22 protein-coding genes are annotated in these 21,122 nt (G+C 54.7%); 9 read left to right on the forward strand and 13 right to left on the reverse strand.

Annotation, left to right across the window (positions count from 1 at the left end; translation table 11 throughout):
• Positions 1-19: 19 nt before the first annotated feature.
• The 5 genes from tusA to ABO_RS08110 all read right to left on the reverse strand — a co-directional run bounded on the left by tusA (position 20) and on the right by ABO_RS08110 (position 4,863).
• Positions 20-259: a sulfurtransferase TusA gene (gene tusA, locus ABO_RS08090; protein WP_011588841.1), complete on the reverse strand. Its 240-nt coding sequence runs from the start codon at positions 257-259 to the stop codon at positions 20-22.
• Positions 259-1,518: an MFS transporter gene (locus ABO_RS08095; RefSeq protein ID WP_011588842.1), complete on the reverse strand. Its 1,260-nt coding sequence runs from the start codon at positions 1,516-1,518 to the stop codon at positions 259-261. The genes tusA and ABO_RS08095 overlap by 1 nt, the downstream gene beginning before the upstream one ends.
• A gap of 2 nt (positions 1,519-1,520) precedes the next feature.
• Positions 1,521-2,582 carry a 23S rRNA (cytidine(2498)-2'-O)-methyltransferase RlmM gene (gene rlmM / locus ABO_RS08100; protein WP_011588843.1) on the reverse strand — a complete coding sequence of 354 codons (1,062 nt, stop codon included), beginning with the start codon at positions 2,580-2,582 and terminating at the stop codon, positions 1,521-1,523.
• A gap of 341 nt (positions 2,583-2,923) precedes the next feature.
• Positions 2,924-3,796 carry a formyltetrahydrofolate deformylase gene (gene purU, locus ABO_RS08105; RefSeq protein ID WP_011588844.1) on the reverse strand — a complete coding sequence of 291 codons (873 nt, stop codon included), beginning with the start codon at positions 3,794-3,796 and terminating at the stop codon, positions 2,924-2,926.
• A 47-nt stretch (positions 3,797-3,843) separates the two neighbouring features.
• Positions 3,844-4,863: an AraC family transcriptional regulator gene (locus ABO_RS08110; RefSeq protein ID WP_011588845.1), complete on the reverse strand. Its 1,020-nt coding sequence runs from the start codon at positions 4,861-4,863 to the stop codon at positions 3,844-3,846.
• Positions 4,864-5,113: 250 nt separating this feature from the next.
• On the opposite strand from ABO_RS08110, the gene ABO_RS08115 reads away from it, so the two are divergent.
• Positions 5,114-5,506 carry a response regulator gene (locus ABO_RS08115; RefSeq protein ID WP_035460282.1) on the forward strand — a complete coding sequence of 131 codons (393 nt, stop codon included), beginning with the start codon at positions 5,114-5,116 and terminating at the stop codon, positions 5,504-5,506.
• A 141-nt stretch (positions 5,507-5,647) separates the two neighbouring features.
• Here ABO_RS08115 and ABO_RS08120 read toward each other — a convergent pair whose 3' ends face one another.
• Both ABO_RS08120 and ABO_RS08125 read right to left on the reverse strand, forming a co-directional pair.
• Entirely contained in the window at positions 5,648-7,813 is a 2,166-nt protein-coding gene (locus ABO_RS08120) for a 3-hydroxyacyl-CoA dehydrogenase NAD-binding domain-containing protein (RefSeq protein WP_011588847.1), read from the reverse strand.
• 29 nt (positions 7,814-7,842) lie between these two features.
• Entirely contained in the window at positions 7,843-9,054 is a 1,212-nt protein-coding gene (locus tag ABO_RS08125) for an acetyl-CoA C-acetyltransferase (protein WP_011588848.1), read from the reverse strand.
• A gap of 244 nt (positions 9,055-9,298) precedes the next feature.
• On the opposite strand from ABO_RS08125, the gene ABO_RS08130 reads away from it, so the two are divergent.
• Both ABO_RS08130 and ABO_RS14455 read left to right on the forward strand, forming a co-directional pair.
• Positions 9,299-10,054, forward strand: a complete 756-nt coding sequence (locus tag ABO_RS08130) for a glutathione S-transferase N-terminal domain-containing protein (RefSeq protein WP_011588849.1) — start codon at positions 9,299-9,301, stop codon at positions 10,052-10,054.
• 169 nt (positions 10,055-10,223) lie between these two features.
• The gene (locus ABO_RS14455) at positions 10,224-10,382 is read left to right on the forward strand and encodes a hypothetical protein (protein ID WP_155849252.1); all 159 of its coding nucleotides are present in this window, start codon (positions 10,224-10,226) and stop codon (positions 10,380-10,382) included.
• A 107-nt stretch (positions 10,383-10,489) separates the two neighbouring features.
• Here ABO_RS14455 and ABO_RS08135 read toward each other — a convergent pair whose 3' ends face one another.
• Positions 10,490-10,687: a hypothetical protein gene (locus ABO_RS08135; RefSeq protein ID WP_035460280.1), complete on the reverse strand. Its 198-nt coding sequence runs from the start codon at positions 10,685-10,687 to the stop codon at positions 10,490-10,492.
• A gap of 217 nt (positions 10,688-10,904) precedes the next feature.
• Between ABO_RS08135 and smrA the strand changes: the two genes are divergently transcribed.
• Positions 10,905-11,495 (forward strand): DNA endonuclease SmrA, encoded by a 591-nt coding sequence (gene smrA, locus ABO_RS08140; protein WP_011588850.1) that lies wholly within the window; start codon positions 10,905-10,907, stop codon positions 11,493-11,495.
• 135 nt (positions 11,496-11,630) lie between these two features.
• On the opposite strand, the gene sthA is transcribed toward smrA, so the two are convergent.
• The 3 genes from sthA to ABO_RS08155 form a co-directional block, all read right to left on the reverse strand.
• A complete protein-coding gene (sthA, locus tag ABO_RS08145) occupies positions 11,631-13,028 on the reverse strand; it encodes a Si-specific NAD(P)(+) transhydrogenase (RefSeq protein ID WP_011588851.1) in 1,398 nt (465 codons plus the stop codon).
• Between the two features lie 325 nt (positions 13,029-13,353).
• The gene (hda, locus tag ABO_RS08150; protein WP_035460277.1) at positions 13,354-14,043 is read right to left on the reverse strand and encodes a DnaA regulatory inactivator Hda; all 690 of its coding nucleotides are present in this window, start codon (positions 14,041-14,043) and stop codon (positions 13,354-13,356) included.
• 4 nt (positions 14,044-14,047) lie between these two features.
• On the reverse strand, positions 14,048-15,058 hold the full coding sequence (locus ABO_RS08155) for a DUF2066 domain-containing protein (protein ID WP_041704963.1): 1,011 nt from the start codon (positions 15,056-15,058) through the stop codon (positions 14,048-14,050).
• Positions 15,059-15,275: 217 nt separating this feature from the next.
• On the opposite strand from ABO_RS08155, the gene purM reads away from it, so the two are divergent.
• From purM to ABO_RS08175, 4 genes are read left to right on the forward strand one after another with little or no spacing between them, the layout of a single operon-like run.
• A complete protein-coding gene (purM, locus tag ABO_RS08160) occupies positions 15,276-16,319 on the forward strand; it encodes a phosphoribosylformylglycinamidine cyclo-ligase (RefSeq protein ID WP_011588854.1) in 1,044 nt (347 codons plus the stop codon).
• Positions 16,316-16,957, forward strand: a complete 642-nt coding sequence (purN, locus tag ABO_RS08165) for a phosphoribosylglycinamide formyltransferase (protein WP_011588855.1) — start codon at positions 16,316-16,318, stop codon at positions 16,955-16,957. The genes purM and purN overlap by 4 nt, the downstream gene beginning before the upstream one ends.
• Entirely contained in the window at positions 16,917-17,654 is a 738-nt protein-coding gene (locus tag ABO_RS08170) for a DUF3108 domain-containing protein (RefSeq protein WP_011588856.1), read from the forward strand. Before purN ends, ABO_RS08170 begins: the two co-directional genes overlap by 41 nt.
• A gap of 2 nt (positions 17,655-17,656) precedes the next feature.
• On the forward strand, positions 17,657-18,376 hold the full coding sequence (locus tag ABO_RS08175; protein ID WP_011588857.1) for a DUF3108 domain-containing protein: 720 nt from the start codon (positions 17,657-17,659) through the stop codon (positions 18,374-18,376).
• On the opposite strand, the gene dcd is transcribed toward ABO_RS08175, so the two are convergent.
• The gene (dcd, locus tag ABO_RS08180; protein WP_011588858.1) at positions 18,373-18,942 is read right to left on the reverse strand and encodes a dCTP deaminase; all 570 of its coding nucleotides are present in this window, start codon (positions 18,940-18,942) and stop codon (positions 18,373-18,375) included. The two genes, ABO_RS08175 and dcd, sit on opposite strands and share 4 nt — an antisense overlap.
• 196 nt (positions 18,943-19,138) lie before the next feature.
• Positions 19,139-20,224, reverse strand: coding sequence for an iron-sulfur cluster carrier protein ApbC (apbC, locus tag ABO_RS08185; protein WP_167521330.1), 1,086 nt, complete (start codon positions 20,222-20,224; stop codon positions 19,139-19,141).
• A 200-nt stretch (positions 20,225-20,424) separates the two neighbouring features.
• On the opposite strand from apbC, the gene ABO_RS08190 reads away from it, so the two are divergent.
• The gene (locus ABO_RS08190; protein WP_011588860.1) at positions 20,425-21,120 is read left to right on the forward strand and encodes an SIMPL domain-containing protein; all 696 of its coding nucleotides are present in this window, start codon (positions 20,425-20,427) and stop codon (positions 21,118-21,120) included.
• Positions 21,121-21,122: the final 2 nt, after the last annotated feature.

The following is a 21,122-nucleotide window of genomic DNA, read 5'->3' on the forward strand; positions in this document are numbered from 1 at the left end:
CTAGCGTAGCCGTGTTCAATTAGCCCTCTTTCTTCTTGATCCAATACAAGAACAACTCACCATCGCGTTGCTGATCAACCAGGCTATGACCGAGAAACTGGCAGAATTTCGGAATATCCCGTTCAGTGGAAGGGTCGGTAGCGCGCACCGCCAACACTTCGCCGGGCTGCATGTCCCGCACCTTGTTGTGCAGCATCATCACAGGCTCAGGGCATAACAGGCCGGTGGCATCGAGTTCGTGTTGGGCATCCAATGACATCAGGGCTCTCCTCGTGGTGCACCATGGGCAGCCACCGGTGGCTGCCAGAAAAAGGCAGCCATTATAACGACTGCACTGAGAATCGCAGCCAGCAGGAAATGCGACGCATAGCCCAGCCACGCCACGCTGAATCCACTGGCCAAAGTAAAGGCACCCACCGCGAACAATTGCACCGAAGCCTGCACGGTATAATCACTGCCCTCATGGCCGCTACGGCAGTAATCCATCATCACCACAAACAGGGCCACCGTGGACAAGCCATCCGCCCATTGCTCAAACAATGCCACCGCCCAGATCCACGGCTCAGCTGCAGGGTCTGGACCCCAGGCAGCCACCCACCACCAACCGATAAATGACAGCGCCTGCAAACCGGCAAAACCGAACAGCGCCACACGACGACTTAATCGCATCATCACCAGCCCCGCCAAGCCTGCCCCTGCCAAGCCGACCAATGACGTCACCAGGTCTAAGCGACCGATTTCCGCCAACGTCCAGTGACTGTCGACCAGAAAAGGTTTGATCATGCGGGTGCCGAAACCATCGCCCACCTTATAGGCCAGCAGGACCACCAGCCACACGCCCAACCCCGGCCTACGCCAGAACAGCGCCAGTTGGCGAAGCCACCATCGGGTTGTCACCGGCTTGCGCGGCCGGGCAGGCTCAAGAGGCTCGTCAAATCGCCAGGCGGTGAATGCCACTAGCAACAGCATGACAATGATCGCCAGCAGTGTGGCCTGCCACCCCAATACCCCAACCAACATCAACAGAGCGCCACTGCCCAGGATCATGCCTATTTTGTAGCCACTAACCTGCACACTGTTACCCAGGCCCCGTAGCTCTGGAGTCAGTAAGCGTGCTGCTAAGCCATCGGTGGCAATATCCTGGGTTGCGCTGAACAGGTTAAGTAAAAACAACATCACGATAAGCACCGCAAAACCGGGGCCGAACAGCCAACCTTGCGGCAGCAAGGCCGCACAGGCCAGCACCGTCACAACCCCGGTCAGGCAGGCCAGGATCCAGCGTTTACGGTGATTGGGGCGGCCACTCCCCCAGCGATCCACCCAGGGCGCCCAGATAAACTTCAAGGCCCACGGCACGGCGGGCAATGCCAGCAAGCCGATCCATTCTGGTGACAGGCCCGCATCCCTAGCCAGCGCGGGCATGGACTTGCCCAGCAAGCCAGCTGGCAAGCCTTGGGCGAAGTACAGCATACCCAGGGTAGCGAATAGCGCAGCGCCACGACCGCGCTCAGTACTCACGATCAGTAGCTCCGATGAAAGCTGGCCCAGACGGTAATCTCTTCACGATCGTAATACAGGTGCGCGGCCTTAATTACCGGCTCACCCAGGTGATCCATGCGCTCCATGGCCGCAGTCAGTTTTTCCAACAATTGCCACGTTTCTTGGAATCGGCGTTTCATCGGCAGTTTCAGATTAAACAATGCCGCGGTGGCCCAACCCTGGGTAAGCCACTTTTCCATGTGTTGCAAAGTACGGGCAGGCTTGTCCACCACATCGCACACCACCAGATCCACCTTACTGCGCGGGCGCCAAGTAAAGGCATCACCGTAGACATGCTGCACCGGGTATTCGTCCAGCAGCCGGGGGGCCATCTTGCCGTGGTCCACCGCCTGCACACGAATGCCCCGTCGGGCCAGTTGCCAGCTCCAGCCCCCCGGGGCCGCCCCCAAGTCCACCGCTGTTTTGGCGTTTAACGCATCGGCACTACCAAAGAAACGTATCAACGCCTCTTCCACTTTTAGTGCCGAACGGCTCGGCGCTTCTGCAGGTAATCGCAAGCGCAACACACCACCTTCTACAAGCGGCACAGCGCTGGGGCTGGTGCCAACCCAACCATTGTGTGAATCACTGAAAAAAAGATGTAGCCGCTGTTTCGCTTGGCGGCGCAGCAAGCCGACTTTCTTCAACCGAGGTTCCAATGCCTTGCGAAAACCACGCAAGAACCGCTGCAGCTCGCGTCCTTCATTGGTATCCGGGTGTTCAAGATATAGCTCACTAAAGGGGCCTGCGGCTTCCAACAAAGGCCACAAAGCACTGATACGGTCGTCGCCTATATCGCTAAACTCGCCCTCGCATACACTTAGCGTGCGGGCAAAGATCAAGCCGCTTTCTTGCAGGCTCGCCAACGAGCCTTGTTGGCTATGCCAGAGCACATACCCACTATTGGCGGTAGCGCGGGGATAACCGGCCACCATTTGATCTGCCGCGTGGAAATTCAATTCGGCAGCCAGGTCAGCCTCAAAGCCCGGTCGACACAGGGCCAGCAAGGTCTCGGACTGGGAATTCAACAAGTCACTGTGCATGGAGCTCTCGCGCTGATTACAATGCTGCCCATTGTCCTTATCACAGCGGCTCGATCAATAATGAAAACAGACTGCCGCTGATCCTAAGCCCTGTACGCTGGTGTCTTCTCGCCCACTCTGGATGGGATTTCTACGCTGAAGCCCAGATGAGGCGGGCGGAAAATGGCCCGAACGGGTTCGGTGCCATGGATGAGCTAAATATTAAGATGAGGCTATGGCATAGCCGGGACGCACTGAACAAAAGCCCGGATTTTGTTTGAACATCAGTTTCGCCAGTCAAGGCGACTCCCGCCATGAGCCATACGGCAGCGGGAATGCCCCTTTGCATGGAGCGCTCTACACTACTTCACAAATACCACCGTTTTGTTACCGTCCACGATTACCCGGTCTTCAAGGTGCCAACGCACCGCACGCAACATCACCTGCCGCTCCACGTCCTGCCCCAATGAACGCAACTCCGAAGCGGAATGGCGGTGGCTAACACGCTGCACGTTTTGCTCGATAATGGGCCCCTGGTCCAGGTCTTCCGTTACATAGTGGCTGGTAGCACCGATCAACTTCACCCCCTTGTCGTGGGCCTGCTGATAAGGGTTCGCCCCCACAAAGGCCGGCAGGAAAGAGTGATGAATGTTGATGACACGATGCGGGTAATGAGACACAAAGTTTGAACTAAGGATCTGCATATAACGGGCCAATACCACCACATCCACTTTACCGTCAAGCTTGGCCAAAGCCTCGGCTTCCGCTTCGGCCTTATTGTCTGCACTGACCGGGATATGGTGATACTCGATGCCAAAACGCTCGACTTCGTCGCGCAGATCATCGTGATTGCTAATCACAATAGGAATGGTGGCAGGCAAGTCGCCACGGGAGGTGCGCCAGAGCAGATCCATGAGCACATGGTCATGCCGAGACACCAACACTCCCATACGTTTTTTCTCACTGGCGTAGCTGATTTGCCACTGCATGCCATAGGGTTCAGCCACCCGATTGGCAAAGTTATTGCGAAGTGCCTCCCGAGAACAGTCCAGTTCCGGTGTCTGAAATTCCAAGCGCAAGAAGAAGGTGCCGCCGTGGGCATCGCTGGAATGCTGATCGAAATCGGTGATGTTGGCACCGTGGTTATACAAGAAGGTGCTCACCGCACTGATGATCCCGGGTTTATCCGGGCAGGTCACCAGCAGCCGTGCCGTGTCGGCATCATTAACTGTCATGGACGTCTCAGAGCTAATCGTTAGTAAGAGGAAGCATCGTGCCCTAGCTACAGATTGACGCCAAAATGCTCTCGCCGGAAATTGGACGGCGTTTTCCCGGTCCACTTCTTGAAGGCCCGGTGAAAAGAGCTTGCTTCACTAAAGCCCATCAGCAACGCGATTTCGTCGATGCTGAGATCTGGTTTGGAGAGATAATAGACCGACGCATCTTTACGGATAGCATCCTTAATCTCCTGGTAGCTAGTGTTGGCTTCTTTGAGCCGGCGCCGCAGGGTTTGCGGGGTCATGTTCAACTTGCCGCAAATTTCCGTAAAATCCGGAAAGCTATTGCCGTATTCGTTAGAAATAATCGCGCGAATCTGGGCCGGTAATCCCACATTGTGAATATTACCGTCAAACAGCTGAGCCAAAGATTCTTTTAGAAACTTGGAGAGAGAAAGATCATTTTGTACCAGTGGCAAATCGAGGAAGTCAGCCCGGAACGTCACCTCATTGGCATCGGCTTGGTACTCAATAGGGCAATCGAACAGGAATCGATGCTCCTCACCATTACGCACATCGGAGTAATCCAGCGTCACCAGTTTAGGTTCAATGGCTTTGCCCACCAACCAGCTCATAAAACGCAGCCAAATAAACAGCGACGCCTCAATAATGACTTCGCGGAAGTCCAACCTGGGATCGGCTTCCACGACTAACTTCGCCACATCGCCATCACGCTCAATACGCGACTGCAAGCTCAGTTCGAATAAGTCGTAGAAACGAATCCCCCGCTCTACCGCTGAGCCCAGGTTCGGGCAGTTGATCACCGCATGGGCCATCATGGAGAAGGTGCCGGGCTTGGATTTTCGTCCCTGGCCAAAACCCAGGAACTCATCCTGAGTCTGGGTCATGATCAGCAGCATCATGCGGATAAAGGTATCCCGCTCAATGGTTCCCTCCGGATCATCCAGCAATTGCCGTGGAATATTACACTGGTCCAAAATCTCGGGAATGCTGGCACCGGAACGAGCCGCACCCTGTAACAACTTCACCACCCGATTAATATTGATCGTTCTGCGATGGTACATCGACCTCCACCCTCACACCTTTGGCACTGCCATTAAGCGAAATCGCACCCGTCAGCATTATTATCGGCACGCCTAGTATCTGCCGGCCTGCCGCTTTGAAGAGCCCGGGAGCGTCAATCATAATGAAACTGGCCGAAATTAACATACTGTCTACCCCGTCTGGAGGGTTAAAAGCACTTCAGATCGGAAAAAGCAGCTTCACATAAACACCACACTTGTTCTCCTGCGCTGTCTGCGATAAAAATTAGTGATGAATGTTCTTGTCGTTGAAAGTAACAAGGCTGTCAGCCTTATCATCTGTCGCATCATCGAAGAACTAGGCCACCGATATGTGTTGGCCGCAGACGGTGAGGCCGCACTGCGCCTGTATCACCAGCGAGACATTGGTCTACTGATCCTCGATGTAGAACTCCCCATACTGGACGGTTTCACCGTGGCTCAAGACGTTCGCAACGGCAATGCGGCTATCCCCATTCTATTTATTTCTAAAAACAACAGTGAGGCCTGTTTACAACAATGCGTGGATGCGGGCGGCGATACTTTGATGCCCAAACCCTTACGGCCCAGCGTATTACGCGCCTGGCTTTACAGCAGGCTCACCCCTACAAACCCCAGCACTCAGCTTTCTCCCACCGCCGGCTGATCTCCTCCCGTGGTCTTTACTTCAAACATTCCTCCTCCCTCCCGATTGAGACACCAACCGGTTTTCTCTTGTGAATAAATTAACACAAAAAAAACCCGGCTGGATAAGCCGGGCTTTTTTTATGGAACGATATCTCAAGGGTTACTTGTAGATTTCGCCTTTTTTCGCTTTTTCTACCAGAGAAGCTGGCGGGGTGAAACGCTCACCGTAGAGCTTGGCCAGTTCCTCAGCCCGTGCAACAAAGCCGCTCAGGCCGCCTTCGTACTGGTTGATGTACTGCATCACACCACCAGACCAGGCCGGGAAGCCGATACCAAAGATAGAACCGATATTGGCATCCGCTACTGAGTCAATCACACCTTCGTCAAAGCATTTCACCGCTTCGATGGACTCAATGAACATCATTCGCTCTTTGATATCCTCGAACGGCATATCTTTGCTGCCACCGAAGGCATCAGCCAAACCGGACCACAGGTGCTTCTTGCCGTTTTCTGGATACTCGTAAAAGCCTTTACCTTGCAACTTGCCTGGACGGCCCAGCTCTTCGACCATCTTTTTCATGACCACTTCAGCGGGATGCTCTGGCGGCGGCTCAACCCCTTCACGCTTGGCATCATCACGGGCCGCATTACCAATCTTCAGTGCGGTTTCCATGTTGATTTCATCGATCAGGTTAAGGGTACCCACCGGATAGCCTGCCTGCATCGCCGCCTGCTCAATGGACTGGGCACTGACGCCCTCACCCAGCATAGCGATGCCTTCATTGACGAAAGTACCAATGACGCGGGTGGTGAAGAAGCCACGGGCATCGTTGACCACGATCGGGGTTTTCTTGATCTGCAAGCAGTAGTCGTAGGTCTTGGCCAACGCTTCCGGGCTAGTATCTTTACCGCAGATAATTTCCACCAGCGGCATCTTGTCCACCGGGCTGAAGAAATGAATACCAATGAAGTTATTCTGCTTCTTAACGCCCTGGGCCAAGCCAGTGATCGGCAGCGAAGAGGTGTTAGAACCCAACACCGCATCCGGATTAACCACGTCTTCGATTTCCTGGAAAACCTTGTGCTTCAGCTCAGTGTTTTCGAACACAGCTTCAATCACAAAATCCACGCCTTCCAGGTCTTTCGCATCGGCGGTGGCGGTAATACGTCCAAGGATTTCCTCTTTCTTCTCCTGGGTCATCTTGCCCTTGGAGATTTCCTTGTCGAGAAGCTTACGGGAATAGTCTTTACCCTTTTCCGCATTCTCGGCGGAAACATCCTTCAACACCACCTGCGCACCAGAGCGAGCCGTTACATAGGCCACGCCTGCGCCCATCATGCCAGCACCTAAAACCCCGACCTTCTCAGCACGGAATTTTTCAACCCCATCCGGACGGCTCGCGCCACCATTGATGGCCTGCAAGTTGAAGAAGAAGGCGGTAATCATGTTCTTGGCAACCTGACTGGTCACCAAAGAAAGGAAATAACGACCTTCAATAAGAGCGGCGCTATCAAAATCTACTGCCGCACCTTCGATGGCCGCAGACATGATTGCCAGCGGGGCCGGATAGTTAGCGCCCTTCAGTTGTTTCTTCAGGTTCGCTGGGAAAGCCGGCAAGTTAGCCGCAAACTTAGGGTTCTTCGGGTCACCACCGGGAATTTTGTAACCTTTCTGGTCCCAGGGTTGCTGGGCTTTCGGGTTGGCCTTAATCCACTCACGAGCCTTGGCCATCATTTCGTCACGATCTGCTACCAGCTCGTCGATCAGCCCGACCTTCTGCGCTTTCTCCGCTTTCATGCGCTGACCCTGCATCAGCACCTTCATCAGGCCATCCTGAATACCCAGCATGCGTACCACGCGAGTCACGCCACCGCCACCGGGCAGCAAGCCCAGGGATACTTCAGGCAGACCAAACTGCGCAGATTTATCATTGATAGCAATGCGGTGATGACAGGCCAAGGCGATTTCCAAACCACCACCCAAAGCCGTGCCATTCATGGCCGCAACCACTGGCTTGCCGAGTGTTTCCAGCGTACGCAGCTGACTTTTAAGCTGGGCCATTCCGGCCATAAACTGCGGGCCATCTTCCTTACGCGCCTTCAGTAAGTCACGCAGGTCGCCACCGGCAAAGAAAGTTTTTTTCGCAGAGGTAATGATCACCCCAGCAATTTCATCTTTTTCTTTCTCCAGACGCTCAACGACCGCTGCCATGGACTTGCCGTACAGCTCATTCATGGTGTTGGCGGACTGGTTGGGATCATCCAGGGTCAGAACGACAATATTGTCCGCGTCTTTTTCCCAACGAATAGCAGTTTGTTCACTCATATCTTTACTCCGAAATCGTTCGACGCGGTTTACAGACGCTCGATGATGGTAGCGATACCCATGCCACCGCCCACACACAGGGTGCACAATGCGAACTTCTTGTCGCGGCGCTCGAGTTCATCCAGTGCAATACCCACAATCATGGCGCCAGTAGCTCCCAACGGGTGGCCCATGGCGATGGAGCCACCATTGACGTTGGTAACGTCCGGGGTGATGTCCATGTCTTTCATAAAGCGCATGGCGACCGCCGCAAAGGCTTCGTTGATTTCCCACAGATCAATATCGCTGGCTTTCAAGCCGGCTTTCGCCAGCGCTTTCTTAGCCGCCGGACCTGGGCCCGTCAACATGATGGTGGGATCGGCACCACTGATCGCGGTGCTGACAATCCGGCCACGGGCTTTCATGCCGAAGTCCTTGCCCACTTTTTCGTTACCCAGCACCAGCAGAGAAGCACCATCCACGATACCGGAGGAGTTACCTGCGTGGTGAACGTGGTTAATCTTTTCCACCCAGTGATACTTCTGCAAAGCAACCGCATCAAAACCGCCCATTTCGCCCATCATTGCGAAAGACGGGTTCAGGCCTGCCAGCGCATCAGCAGTGGTGCCCGCGCGAACGTGCTCGTCACGATCCAGCACTGTCATGCCGTTAATGTCTTTCACCGGCACCACAGATTTATCGAAATAACCCTTTTCCCACGCATTCACAGCACGGGCCTGGGACTCAGCAGCAAATTCGTCCACATCACGGCGGCTCCAGCCTTCGAGAGTGGCAATCAGATCCGCGCCAATCCCCTGGGGAACAAAGCCAGTCTTGTAGTTGGTGATCGGGTCCATTGCCCAGGCACCACCGTCAGAGCCCATGGGGATACGGCTCATGGATTCCACACCACCGGCGAGAATCAGGTCATCCCAACCGGAGGCCACTTTCTGGGCACCGGTATTCACTGCTTCCAGGCCAGAGGCGCAGAAACGGTTCATCTGCAAACCCGCTACAGTATCTGGCAACCCAGCAGCCAGAGCTGCTGTTTTGGCAATACAGGCACCCTGGTCACCGACCGGAGTCACCACACCCAACAGCACATCATCAATGCTATTGGTATCCATATTTGGAAAACGATCTTTTACTTCATCGATCAGGCCTACTACGAGATCCAGCGGCTTAACCGTATGCAAAGAGCCATCTTTCTTACCCCGACCACGGGGAGTACGAATGGCATCATAGATATAGGCTTCGGTCATGGAACCTTCCTCTTGCCTCAGGCATGTATCAGCATTGGGCTGACGGGTTATGAAGGGCGTATTGCCCGGTATAGGTGGGCAAGAGTGCCCCAGCCACCCCGATCTCTCAATGACATGAGTTAACAAGGGCTGTGAGCGGAATGGGCAAGACCGCAAGCCGTTGGTAAATCACCCGTCACTACGGCCAATGAATGGCTTCTTGCACATGCTAATGTCGCTGCAATTCGTTTCAGGAGTACTCGCCATGTCACACAGCACAGAAGTTTTTCGTTCACTATTATCTTCCACGCTACAACAAGGGCGCGGTATAGCCACTAAAGGCCATAGCAAACATCCGCAAGAGCCGCTGGAGCTCTATGAAATGGAGGGTTGCCCTTTCTGTCGGCTGGTTCGCGAGGCGCTAACTGATTTAGATATAGACGTAATGATCCTCCCCTGCCCTAAGGGGGGCGACCGTTACCGACCGCTGGTAGAACGCTTAGGCGGCAAGCAGCAATTCCCCTATTTGATGGACCCCAATACCGGCGAAGCCCTTTATGGATCTGCCGACATTATCGAGTATCTCTATCAGCAGTATGGAGGCCGTCCTGCCCCGAAAAGTTGGCAGCTACGTCTACGCACAGCCGCCGCAATTGCCGCCTCCGCTCCCCGCGGTGGTCATGGCATTCGCACCCGGAGCAGCCGCGCCCCGGAGCAAGCTCTGGAACTGTATTCGTTCGAAGCCAGCCCCTTTGCCCGTTTGGTTCGCGAGCGATTGACTGAATTGCAGCTCCCTTACTTGCTGCGCCAGTGCGGCCGTGATCAGTGGAAGGATTGGGTGTTACCGGTGGTCCGTAAGTCTCTCGATATGGACTACTCCCCTAGTCAACGCAACCGGATAGACCTACTGGCTCGGGCTGGAAGGATTGCCGTTCCCTATCTGGTAGATCCGAATACCGGCGAAGAGCTGTTCGAATCCGAAGCTATTCTTCACTATCTGGATCAGACTTACGGCAACTAATGCCGGCACTGCCTTGCAGCCATGAGCGGGCACCGATAAATGGTGCCCTTTGCTCTTCTACACCACACTTTTTAGTGCTATATATTCCAGTCACAGGCTTCCAGCGTTAAACACGCAGCAGGCCTCCAACTAGAGAAACTTCTTTAACGCTGGAATAGAGAGTAGCAGCATGAGTCGTCGCCAATTTGATGACTACGACCCAAATGAATGGGAAGAAGAACACAAACGTGCAGAGCGTGAACGCCGCCAGCGAGAGGCGAAACGTCACAGGCACGATACAAATGAAGACAATGACCGCCCAGATCGCCAACGTCCACAGGCTTACTAATTCTTCCCCACTGGATTCACTATAGTGGCGCTATACGGTAGAGAGCTGCGATGCACAGGGCATCGCAGCTGCTGATATATTGCTATAGGCAACCGGAGCAAACTCCACTATTCCCCATAACGGCTCACCAGCGTAGTCAAAATGATAGCCGTATCATCATCCATAGTAAGACGAAATCCACTCCGCCAATGGCCGTTGTCCAAATAACGATGCCATAACGGTTCGGCCTCCACATGCAGCTCGAGCAGCCCAGAGAGTTTGAAAGGCAGCTTCAGCACAAGGGATTGTAAGGTTTTGGGCGGCATACCCTTTCCCACTAAGCAAACACCTTGATCGGTGATGTTGAGGATATGCCCTATTGGTCGCTGATCGGTACACGCTTGCACGTTCACCCGGAGCCTGGGCCGGCTAAATCGTCGACGTTCCATCTCACCCCTCCCAAAGAACCTCTCACTGCCAGTTTCCGCCCGCTTTGTGTACCATTACACATCAGTCGAAATGAAACTTATGGAGCACAGTTCCATGGCCTCCGATGATGACCTTTTCCGCCGAGAAATGGCAGATGTAACGCCGATTAAACCGGACAACCGAGTTCAGGAACGTGCGCCCCATCGCAAAGACTCTATCCGCGAACAATTACGCCGCGCCGCCGCCGTTGACGACCGTAAAGACAACAACCCACTAACGGTCCCTGAGTTAGTACCACAAATCGGTCCTCTGGACATCGTTGGGCTGAAGAAAGATGGGGTGCAGGAAGGCGTTTATCGCAAATTACGCTTGGGTAAATATGATGCTCAGGATGTACTGGACCTGCACCGAGTTCGCCTCCTGGAGGCACGCAATCAGGTCCAGGCGTTTCTAGAAAACGCCCACAACAATGGCATGCGGACCGTCTTGATCAGCCACGGCAAGGGTCTTCATAGTGAGCGCCCCGGGTTTCTGAAAAGCTATGTGATGCACTGGCTGGAAGAAAGTCGCCTAGTACTAGCCTACCACAGCACCCCAGCCAACCGTGGTGGCAGCGGCGCTACCCAAGTGCTGGTGCGCAAAAACAGTCAAGCAAGGCAGAATAACCGTGAGTTTTTTATCGAAGCCGGAAAACAGCAACGCTGACAGAAAAGTAACAAACCAACACTTACATTAAAGGTTATTGCCAGAGCTACGCAGCCTCGCCGTTAAGTGCAAAACGCGGGATCGTCCTTGAGAAGCAGAAGAAACCATACCGCGTTTTGTCGCTTTGTAGATACGTCACCTTTTTATACGGTTTATCCCATTGATCGCCGCAACCCGATACGCTTCCGCCATAGTCGGGTAGTTAAAGGTGGTATCAATAAAGTACTCCAGCGTATTGTTTTCACCTGGCTGGCGCATGATGGCCTGCCCCACATGGACGATCTCCATGGCCTGATAACCAAAACAGTGAATACCCAGCACCGCCAATGTCTCTCGGTGAAACAGGATCTTCAGCATCCCTACCCGTTCACCGGTTATCTGCGCACGAGCCAGATTCTTGAAAAAAGCCTGCCCCACATCATAAGGCACCTTGGCCTCGGTCAGCTCCTGTTCCGTACGCCCCACACTGCTGATCCCTGGGATGGTGTAAATGCCCGTAGGCACATCCGTTACCTGGCGGACTTCATCGCCGGCGATGGCCGCCGCACAAAAGCGCCCTTGGTCATAGGATGCACTGGCCAATGACGGCCAACCCACCACATCCCCCACCGCATAGAGGTTATCTGTCTCGGTCTGGTAGCGTTCGTTAACCTTAAGCTGTCCACGGTCATTGGCTTTGACGTCCACATTTTCCAGACCAATATTCTGTGTATTACCGGAACGACCGTTGCACCATAGCAAGGCATCCGCACGCAGCTTTTTGCCGGATTCCAGCTCCAGGGTTACACCATCGTCATCGGCCGTCACCCGCTTATAGTGTTCTCCTTGGCGAATGGTACAGCCTTGCTCACGCAGGTGATAACTGAGTGCATCGGAAATTTCTGTATCCAAAAAATCCAGCAAGTGCTCGCGAGAGTTCACCAAGTCCACCCGGATACCCAGCCCTGTAAAGATGCAGGCATATTCCGAACCGATCACCCCAGCACCATAAATTAGGATATGCCGTGGCGTATGGTCCATGGTCAAAATGGTGTCCGAGTCATAGATACGCGGATGGGAAAAATCCACATCCTCCGGGTGATAAGGTCGAGAACCGGTAGCCACCAAAATATTATCCGTTTTGAGTAAGTGCTGGCGGCCCTCGTGATCGTCTACCCGAACCTCATTTGGTGAAAGAATTTCTCCGCGACCGGCAAACACGGTGACTCGGTTACGCACGTAAAAGTCTGTTCTAACTTGAACCTGTGAATCAATCACTTCCCGGGTACGGGCAATCAAGTCCTGCCAGCGAATTTCTCGGGGCTTGAGAATCCCCCGCAGTAAAGGGTTACGCTGGGTACGAATCACCTGCCGCACCTGATGACGCAGAGCCTTGGAGGGAATAGTGCCCCAATGGGTACAATTCCCACCCAGTGACGACTGCTCTTCAATAATGGCTACTTTCAAATCTTTTTTGGCGGCCTGCATGGCAGCCGCCTCTCCCGCAGGGCCACTACCAATGACAACAAGGCCCCAACCAGCACTGATATCCATTCACCTCTCCTTAACGGCTTGCCCCCCGAGTATAAATGATTACAGACCGTTAGCGGTCAGCAAGCACAAGGCACCGGAGTGGGTCTAAAACCGAAGTATAGTAAGAAGATAAGGCATAAATAAAATAAGCGCGAAAGCCATCATTGGAGCCCGCAGGGGCCGCCAATGCAGGCACGGGTTATTACCGTTCGCTGTAGGGATACACCTCGACGGGCAACCGGAATGCCCTCAAAAGAGCCCCCTCTTCACCTCGTCGTAGGGGTCGAACCCGCCGCTCAAAATCAAGTAAGGAAGGAGTTCTTTACAAGCGCCTTAAGCCATCGTTTCACCAGCCCAACGCATACTTAACAAAAGGAATAGTGACAGGGCGCTGCTGCGCCAAGGCCAAGCGATCGAGTTTTGCCAGCAGAGCCATTAAAGCACCCGCAGAGCGCTCGCTACGCAATACAATATAATGAGCAACTTCCGGCTCTAGTCGCAATCCCCTCGCCTTGGCCCTCTCCTGTAATAACGCCTGCAAGTCATCATCTTCAAGAGACATCAACCGATAAACAGGCCCTGCCGCCAAGCGAGTGGCCAGATCGGGCAACATTAGCCCCATGGCTGCAGGCGACGCATTGGCGGTAACCAACAGCCGCCCCCCCAAGGACATCAACCGATTATAAAGATGAAACAGAGCCTCCTCCCAGGCAGGCAGGCCGGCGAACAACTGGCAATCATCAATGGCCAGTAGCCCAAACTGCTCCATGGATTCCAGCACCTCAGGCACTAGTGGAATAATCTCACGGGCGGGCAACAGGCAGGCATCCAAGCCATTGTGTTGAGCCAGACGCACCGCGCCTTCTAGCAAATGGCTTTTCCCCTGCCCGTCACCCGCCCAGAAAAAGGCCTGCCGATCAGCCCCCTGCACCGCCTCATATAATCCGGCCACGGCAGCGCCGTTCGGGCCCGACTGGAAATTATCCAGAGCGTTACCCTCACGGAGCTGCAGGGCCAAAGGAAGTTGCGCGCTCATGGGTTCAACGCCAGCAATAATGCCATTGGGGGCCAGACACGACAGCATCTGGACAGGCCTGCAACCGAGGAGACAGCTCGAGCAAATTGCGTAGCTGCTCATCACTGGCACTGAAATCCAGCCTAAAGGTCAGCGTAGTCGCAGACACTTGCTCCAGTGAGGCGCGGCGCATCCCGCTCAGGCCTCCCAGAAATTGCTGCAGCGCAAACCAGTCCTGGAGCTGATCAACCTCATCCACCACCAGCAACGTGCGCAGATCCGTCATCTCGCCTTTCACGCCATAGCGCTCGGCCAACTGGTCGGTGACGTTATCGATCAAAGCCGTCACCGCATCCTCGCTGTTCGCGGTCTTTTCCCTGCCCTCTTCTAGGACCGTCTTGTCCTTCAATACCCGCCAATTCACTGTGGCCGGTTCCCCCTGATAAAGCACCGCAGCGGCAATTAATTCATGGGGATAACGACTGGAGGCATCATGTAACTGCTGATCGAAACGGCCACGGACGTCAGCCACATTCAGGCGCTCCTGATCTTGATTGTCCCACTCGGGGATAACCAGAGTCAGCCCACGGCGCTGGGCTTCAGCGATTAGATGTGCGTACAGCGGATGGTCTTCCACCACCATTTCACCACGGCCTGCGCCCTGATCCACCAGCCAGAGCAGCACCCGTGAGCGGGGCATGCTCCATACCGAAGCCCCCCTGTCTGCCATGAAGGCCATCAGGCCATTCACATCGTAGCGGGCCTGCAAGGCACTACGACCGTCCTCTAGAGTACTGTAATCGTAGCGAGTCACCCAACGATCCAACTGCGTCGCTGCCTCGCTAGCTACGCTCTCATCGAGCACATCACGCTGCCCGCTCAGCCGCACCAACATCTGCTCCAGACCCTGCGCCAACGCATCCTGCCGTTGTGCTTCGCCACGGCCATCCACCGGTACCTGCACCGTGTCCAGTGATTGCGCCTGCGCGAGCACGCTCCACCCCAACAACACAGCCAACAATCCAATCCAACGCATGGGCGCTCATTCCAACCGAAAATTCAAGCGCGCTATTATCACCTATTCATCAAACCCACGCGAATCCGTTTACGGTCAATTACAAGGTAAATTGAGGAACAATAGAGCTTTGGACCCTGATGAAAACGTGCTTTACCCACCCAAGCTGCAAAGCAGAGGTTCCCCAGTAGGCTGACCGGTTGCTAGAATACGCGCCTTCACCAATCCGGAGCTCCCCATGACCGAACAGAAACGGCCACTGACGTACCGTGACGCAGGCGTCGACATCGACGCCGGTAACGAGCTGGTTAAACGCATCGCCCCTGTTGCCAAGCGGACCCGTCGCCCGGAAGTCCTCGGCGGTCTTGGTGGTTTCGGCGCCTTGTGCGAGCTACCCACCAAGTACAAAAACCCCGTTCTGGTTGCTGGCACCGATGGCGTCGGCACCAAACTGCGACTGGCCATCGATCACAATCGCCACGAGAAAGTCGGCGTCGACCTAGTCGCCATGTGCGTCAATGACCTCATCGTAGGCGGAGCAGAACCCCTGTTCTTCCTGGATTACTACGCCACCGGCAAACTGGATGTAGAGATTGCCACCAGCGTAGTAACCGGTATTGGCGAGGGCTGCGAGCTGGCAGGCTGTGCCTTGATCGGCGGCGAAACCGCGGAAATGCCCGGCATGTATGAAGGCGAGGACTATGACTTGGCGGGCTTCTGTGTCGGCGTGGTGGAAAAGGATGGCGTGCTGGATGGCAGCAAGGTAGAAGCCGGCGACAAGCTGATTGGTCTTGGCGCCTCTGGCCCTCATTCCAACGGCTACTCTCTGATTCGTCGGATCATGGCTCAGGCTGAAACTGACATCGATCTGGACGGCAAGCCACTGATTGAACACCTGCTCGAACCCACCCGAATTTACGTTAAATCCTTGCTCAAACTGATTGAGCAAGTACCGGTCCATGCCATGGCTCACATTACCGGCGGCGGCCTGCCAGAAAACCTCCCCCGAGTTCTGCCGGACAACACCCGTGCTGTAATCGACACTAAAAGCTGGGAGTTCCCCGCAGTGTTCCAGTGGCTTCAGCAGGAAGGGCAAGTGCCCGCCTTCGAAATGTACCGGACCTTTAACTGCGGCGTGGGCATGGTTATTGCGGTACCAGCCAGCCACGTTGATGACGCTCTCGCCCTGCTGGAAGCAGAAGGTGAAAGCGCCTTCTTGATCGGTGAAATTCAGGCAGGCGACGGCCAGCCCGACGTCGTTCTGGACGGGCTGTCAGCGTGACTCACCGGCTAGCGGTATTGATTAGCGGCTCAGGCACCAACCTGCAAGCAATCATGGATGCCCGTGAACACGGCAGTCTCGATGTCGAGATTGCCGTGGTATTCTCCAATCGAGCCAACGCGGCAGGCTTGGAGCGAGCGTCCCAGGCGGGAATTCCCACCGCCACTCTGGATCACCGTGACTACCCGAGCAGGGAAGAGTTCGACCAGGCCATGATCGACCTGCTCACCCCGTATGCTCCAGACACCGTAGTGCTGGCCGGCTTTATGCGTATTCTCTCTAGTGTTTTTGTACGCCATTACGCCGGGCGCTTAATCAACATCCATCCCTCGCTGCTGCCCAAGTATCGGGGGTTAAATACGCATGCTCGTGCCCTGGAAGCCGGCGATAGCGAACATGGCTGCTCCATTCATTTTGTCACCGAAGAACTGGATGGCGGCCCTCTGATTGCACAGGCCCCCATTTCGGTACAAACGAACGATACCGTTGATTCCCTGTCCAAACGTGTACAACAACGCGAACACCGGCTCTATCCTCAGGTGTTGCAATGGCGTGCACAAAATAGACTGGAACTGACCTACAACGGAGTGTTACTGGATGGCAAGCCCCTCCCTACACAGGGTTATATCCTCACTTAACCCACTTATTCTCGCCAGTATTATGCTGGTGAGCCTGACGTTCTCTTCCGTCGCCAGCGCAGAGCAAACGCCGTCCCCCTTTAATTTGGATTACCGCCTGAAAAGCGAAGGGATACCCTTCAGCATTGAGGCTCATCGCTCTCTCAGCCAAATGCAGAACGGACTCTGGAAAATGGAAGTCCACGCCAAAAACTGGCTCGGCGAAATCCGCGAAACCGCCCTGTTTAACTGGCAGGGGTGTACCCCGCTAAGCAATTATTATGGCTATAAGCGCAGAGGCTTGGGCAAAGTAAAAGAAGCCAAACTGCACATCGACCGCCAAACCGGCGTGGTCGCCAGCGAGCGCACCGACAAACCCATGCGTAGCTACGATGTGAGCAACAACGCCACCGACGAGCTTTCTGTCTCCCTCGCCCTGCAATGTGAACTGCGCGACGGCGCCAACGAGGTAGAACTGCAGGTGGCCGACGAGCGCGCCCAAAAGACCCACCACTACACCGTAGTCGGCCGGGAGACTCTCACCATTGATGGTGGCCGAGTGGAAACCCTAAAAGTACAACGACAACGGGGCAAGAACAGCGAGCGACAAACTTACATGTGGTTCGCGCCAGATCATGACTATACGCTGGTGCAACTAATGCAGAAGAACGACGATGGCGAACACCTGATGACCCTGCAATCATTGGAAGGACTCTGAACGTGCGGTTAATCTCCGTCCTACTGATGCTCGTTAGTAGCCTGGCTATAGCGAACGAGCCTCTTGCTCCATTTTCTGCTGAATTTCGCATTTATGTGAACAAGTTACCCACGCCCGTAAAAGCCGAGCTAGTACTTGAGCCCGCAGAAGGCGACGATTATTACCATATGCAGCTCAAGGCAAAATCGTTTCTGCTCAGTAATACAGAAGAAAGTTACTTTCACTGGCGGGACTGCCAGCCTCGTACTACCCGATACGTGCATGAATTCAAGGGCTTTGGTCAAAAGCGCTTTCATCACATGGATTTCCAGTGGAACCCACCAAGGGTGCACAATGAATCGGAAGACGATAAGGAAAGCCAAGACATCCCCGCCGATACCCTAGACGAGCTAACCATCTTGTTACGAGGACGCTGCGTGTTCGCCACCGGCGACAAATCCTATTCGGTAACCAGCGCCTACGGCGATAAGGTTCGCGAACATCATTTCGAAGTGATCGACCGAGAAATGCTGAAAACGCCGCTGGGCAAGCTGGACACCCTACTCGTGGAAAAGAAACGCACCGGAGACAGCAAAGAGAAACGGCGCACCCTATTCTGGGTAGCACCGCAGCTCGATTATATGGTCGTCCAGGCGAAACACATTGAAAGTACCCTGTTGAAAGCCGACATGATCATGATCGACTACAACGGCCCGAAGCCGCAATCAGCACTCGCTGATTAAGCGCGCGGCAGGGTAACGCCACGTTGTCCCTGGTATTTACCCCCTCGGTCCATATAAGAGGTTTCACACACCTCATCGGATTCGAAAAACAGCATCTGCGCCACCCCTTCGTGGGCATAGATTTTTGCGGGCAGCGTCGTGGTGTTGGAGAATTCCAGTGTTACGTGCCCTTCCCACTCAGGCTCCAGCGGAGTGACGTTAACGATAATGCCGCATCGGGCATAGGTGGATTTTCCCAAGCAAATGGTCAACACATTGCGAGGGATACGGAAATACTCCACCGTGCGTGCCAACGCAAAAGAGTTCGGCGGAATAATGCAATACTCCCCTTTCACATCCACAAAGCTGCGCTCATCAAACGCTTTGGGGTCCACCGTGGCCGAATGGATATTGGTAAACACTTTGAACTCATCGGCACAGCGCACGTCGTAGCCATAGCTGGACACGCCATAAGAGATCAGTTTTTCACCGTTCTCATCCGCACGAACCTGCCCAGGCTGAAATGGCTCAATCATGCCTTTCTCTGCGGCCATGCGGGAAATCCAGCGATCCGATTTAATAGTCATTTACGCCTCAATGTTCCAGAGTAGTTAGCGTTCAAGCGGCCAATGGTATAGGTGGCACGCTACAAGCGACAAGCAACAACGGGCAAGAAGTTGCGCGACGGTCAGTTAGGCTGCACGTGCAGAACCCTATCGCTCACATTGCAGCTTGGCCCCTATGCCTACGATTGACCACGGTCTTGCGTTGCGCCTTGCCTTCTCAATGCTGCACGATATTTGGAAACGCTCGGTTTCCCGCCTCAGTCAGTGACAAGCGAGCCGCCAGGCGCCGCGCCGCCACACGGTAAAGCGCCGCTTCCTCACTGTCGGGAAAGGCATGCACCACCGGCTCGCCTTTGTCCGCTTGTTCGCGGATGCGTAGCGACAACGGCAGTGCGGCCAGTAATTCAGTACCGTACTGCGCCGCCATTTTGCTGCCACCGCCCTCACCAAAGATGGCCTCCTGGTGCCCGCACTGGCTACACACATGCATTGCCATATTTTCAACAATCCCCAACACCCGGATATCCACCTTGCGGAACATTTCCACCCCCTTAATGGCATCCAGTAAAGCAATGTCCTGGGGCGTGGTAATCACCACAGCACCGGCCACAGGAATTTTTTGCGCCAGGGTCAGCTGAATATCCCCGGTACCCGGAGGCAAATCCACTAACAAATAGTCTAGTTCATGCCAGCGGGTCTGCTCCATCATCTGCACCAACGCGCCGCTGGCTTTCGGCCCACGCCACACCACTGGCGTCTGCTGGGTCGTCAGGTAGCCCATAGACATGGTTTGCAAACCGTAGGCATCCACCGGCACAAAGAATTTACCTTCCAGCAGTTGCGGTCGAGTACCGTCGGGCAACCCCAACATCAACGGCTGACTAGGCCCAAACACATCCGCATCAAGCAAGCCCACCCGGGCTCCCTCTGCCTGCAAAGCTAACGCCAGATTCACCGCCGAAGTGGATTTGCCCACCCCGCCCTTACCGGACGCCACCGCAATAATATTAGCAACCTGATCCCGAGCCGGCAGGCTACTTTGTGCCCGGTGCGGCACAATATGGCTTTTCACGTTCAATGACAGCGAGCGCGTCTCAAGCACCGGCGCCATATGCGCATGAAGGGCATCAATCAAGGCCCCGCGAATACTCTCGCAAGGGAACCCCAACGTCACCGTGGCCGACACCGACACATCGCTCACCTGAAACGCACTAACAGCACTCACATGATCCAAGCTGACACCCAGATCATCGGGGATAAAATCGCCCAGCTGTTGTCGAATGCGTTGTTCCTTTTCATTCATGGCTGTACTCATGACCGTACTCACCGATTGCCTCTGCTTCACGAGCTGCGATGATAGGGGCTAACGGACTAACAACCAAGGGTGCCCTTTTTTAAAGAGGGAACCATTAATTCAAGCGGTTTGCGCAGCATAAGTTGCGTAAACTTGACCGATAAGCAAAATAGAGCTTTGCCGCTTGCACGGCAGCACAAGGAGATGTCATGAAAGCTATATCCGCTGCGACCCTATTGATCGCCGGCACACTGGCCTTGTCTGGTTGTGATAACACCACCGTCAATAGCGCCCGCGACAGTATTACCGTATCCGGTAACGGCGCAATCAGTGCCCAACCCGATCGTTTCATGGTCATTGCCACCGCCAGCCAGAATGGCGATGACATGGCCGAGATGAAAGACCAGGTGGATGATGCAGTCAGCAATATGCTGGACTTGGCAGACGACCTGGATATTGAAGAAAAGTCCGTCACTGCAAGCACCATGCGCATCACTCCCCAGTGGCAGTACCAACCCGAGCGCAAATTAGTCGGCCACCAGATCAGCCGCGAGGTGAGTTTCCAGGTAGATGGCCTTGAAACCTATGCCGAACTGCTGGAAGGATTGGCCGAGCAAGGGGTGCGCAACATCCGGCCCGCTGGCGCTCAAGTGAGCAACCGCGACAAACTGGCTAAAAAAGCGTTGGAAAAAGCGGTGGAGGATGCTCGCGAGCGGGCAGAAATCATTGCCGAAGCTGCGGACCGCGATCTGGGCGAAGCCTTTCAAATTCAGGCCCAGGGTATTAACTCTCCGCAGCCTGTAATGATGATGGCGCGGGCCAAGGATAGCGGCGCAGCGGAAAGTTACCGCCCAGGCGAAACGGAAATTTCCGCTCAGGTACAAATCACTTTTGAACTAGACTGATC

This window comes from Alcanivorax borkumensis SK2 (assembly GCF_000009365.1).
Taxonomy (GTDB): Bacteria; Pseudomonadota; Gammaproteobacteria; order Pseudomonadales; family Alcanivoracaceae; genus Alcanivorax; species Alcanivorax borkumensis.

Coding starts and splice junctions, on each gene's coding strand:
- ABO_RS08190 (WP_011588860.1), top strand. CDS start 20,425: ATGAAAGCTATATCCGCTGCGACCCTATTGATCGCCGGCACACTGGCC.
- ABO_RS08125 (WP_011588848.1), bottom strand. CDS start 9,054: ATGACCGAAGCCTATATCTATGATGCCATTCGTACTCCCCGTGGTCGG.
- ABO_RS08170 (WP_011588856.1), top strand. CDS start 16,917: ATGGCAAGCCCCTCCCTACACAGGGTTATATCCTCACTTAACCCACTT.
- purU (WP_011588844.1), bottom strand. CDS start 3,796: ATGACAGTTAATGATGCCGACACGGCACGGCTGCTGGTGACCTGCCCG.
- ABO_RS08115 (WP_035460282.1), top strand. CDS start 5,114: ATGAATGTTCTTGTCGTTGAAAGTAACAAGGCTGTCAGCCTTATCATC.
- rlmM (WP_011588843.1), bottom strand. CDS start 2,582: ATGCACAGTGACTTGTTGAATTCCCAGTCCGAGACCTTGCTGGCCCTG.
- smrA (WP_011588850.1), top strand. CDS start 10,905: ATGGCCTCCGATGATGACCTTTTCCGCCGAGAAATGGCAGATGTAACG.
- tusA (WP_011588841.1), bottom strand. CDS start 259: ATGTCATTGGATGCCCAACACGAACTCGATGCCACCGGCCTGTTATGC.
- ABO_RS08155 (WP_041704963.1), bottom strand. CDS start 15,058: ATGCGTTGGATTGGATTGTTGGCTGTGTTGTTGGGGTGGAGCGTGCTC.
- purM (WP_011588854.1), top strand. CDS start 15,276: ATGACCGAACAGAAACGGCCACTGACGTACCGTGACGCAGGCGTCGAC.
- sthA (WP_011588851.1), bottom strand. CDS start 13,028: ATGGATATCAGTGCTGGTTGGGGCCTTGTTGTCATTGGTAGTGGCCCT.
- dcd (WP_011588858.1), bottom strand. CDS start 18,942: ATGACTATTAAATCGGATCGCTGGATTTCCCGCATGGCCGCAGAGAAA.
- ABO_RS08120 (WP_011588847.1), bottom strand. CDS start 7,813: ATGAGTGAACAAACTGCTATTCGTTGGGAAAAAGACGCGGACAATATT.
- ABO_RS08130 (WP_011588849.1), top strand. CDS start 9,299: ATGTCACACAGCACAGAAGTTTTTCGTTCACTATTATCTTCCACGCTA.
- hda (WP_035460277.1), bottom strand. CDS start 14,043: ATGAGCGCGCAACTTCCTTTGGCCCTGCAGCTCCGTGAGGGTAACGCT.
- apbC (WP_167521330.1), bottom strand. CDS start 20,224: ATGAATGAAAAGGAACAACGCATTCGACAACAGCTGGGCGATTTTATC.
- ABO_RS08110 (WP_011588845.1), bottom strand. CDS start 4,863: ATGTACCATCGCAGAACGATCAATATTAATCGGGTGGTGAAGTTGTTA.
- ABO_RS08135 (WP_035460280.1), bottom strand. CDS start 10,687: ATGCCGCCCAAAACCTTACAATCCCTTGTGCTGAAGCTGCCTTTCAAA.
- ABO_RS14455 (WP_155849252.1), top strand. CDS start 10,224: ATGAGTCGTCGCCAATTTGATGACTACGACCCAAATGAATGGGAAGAA.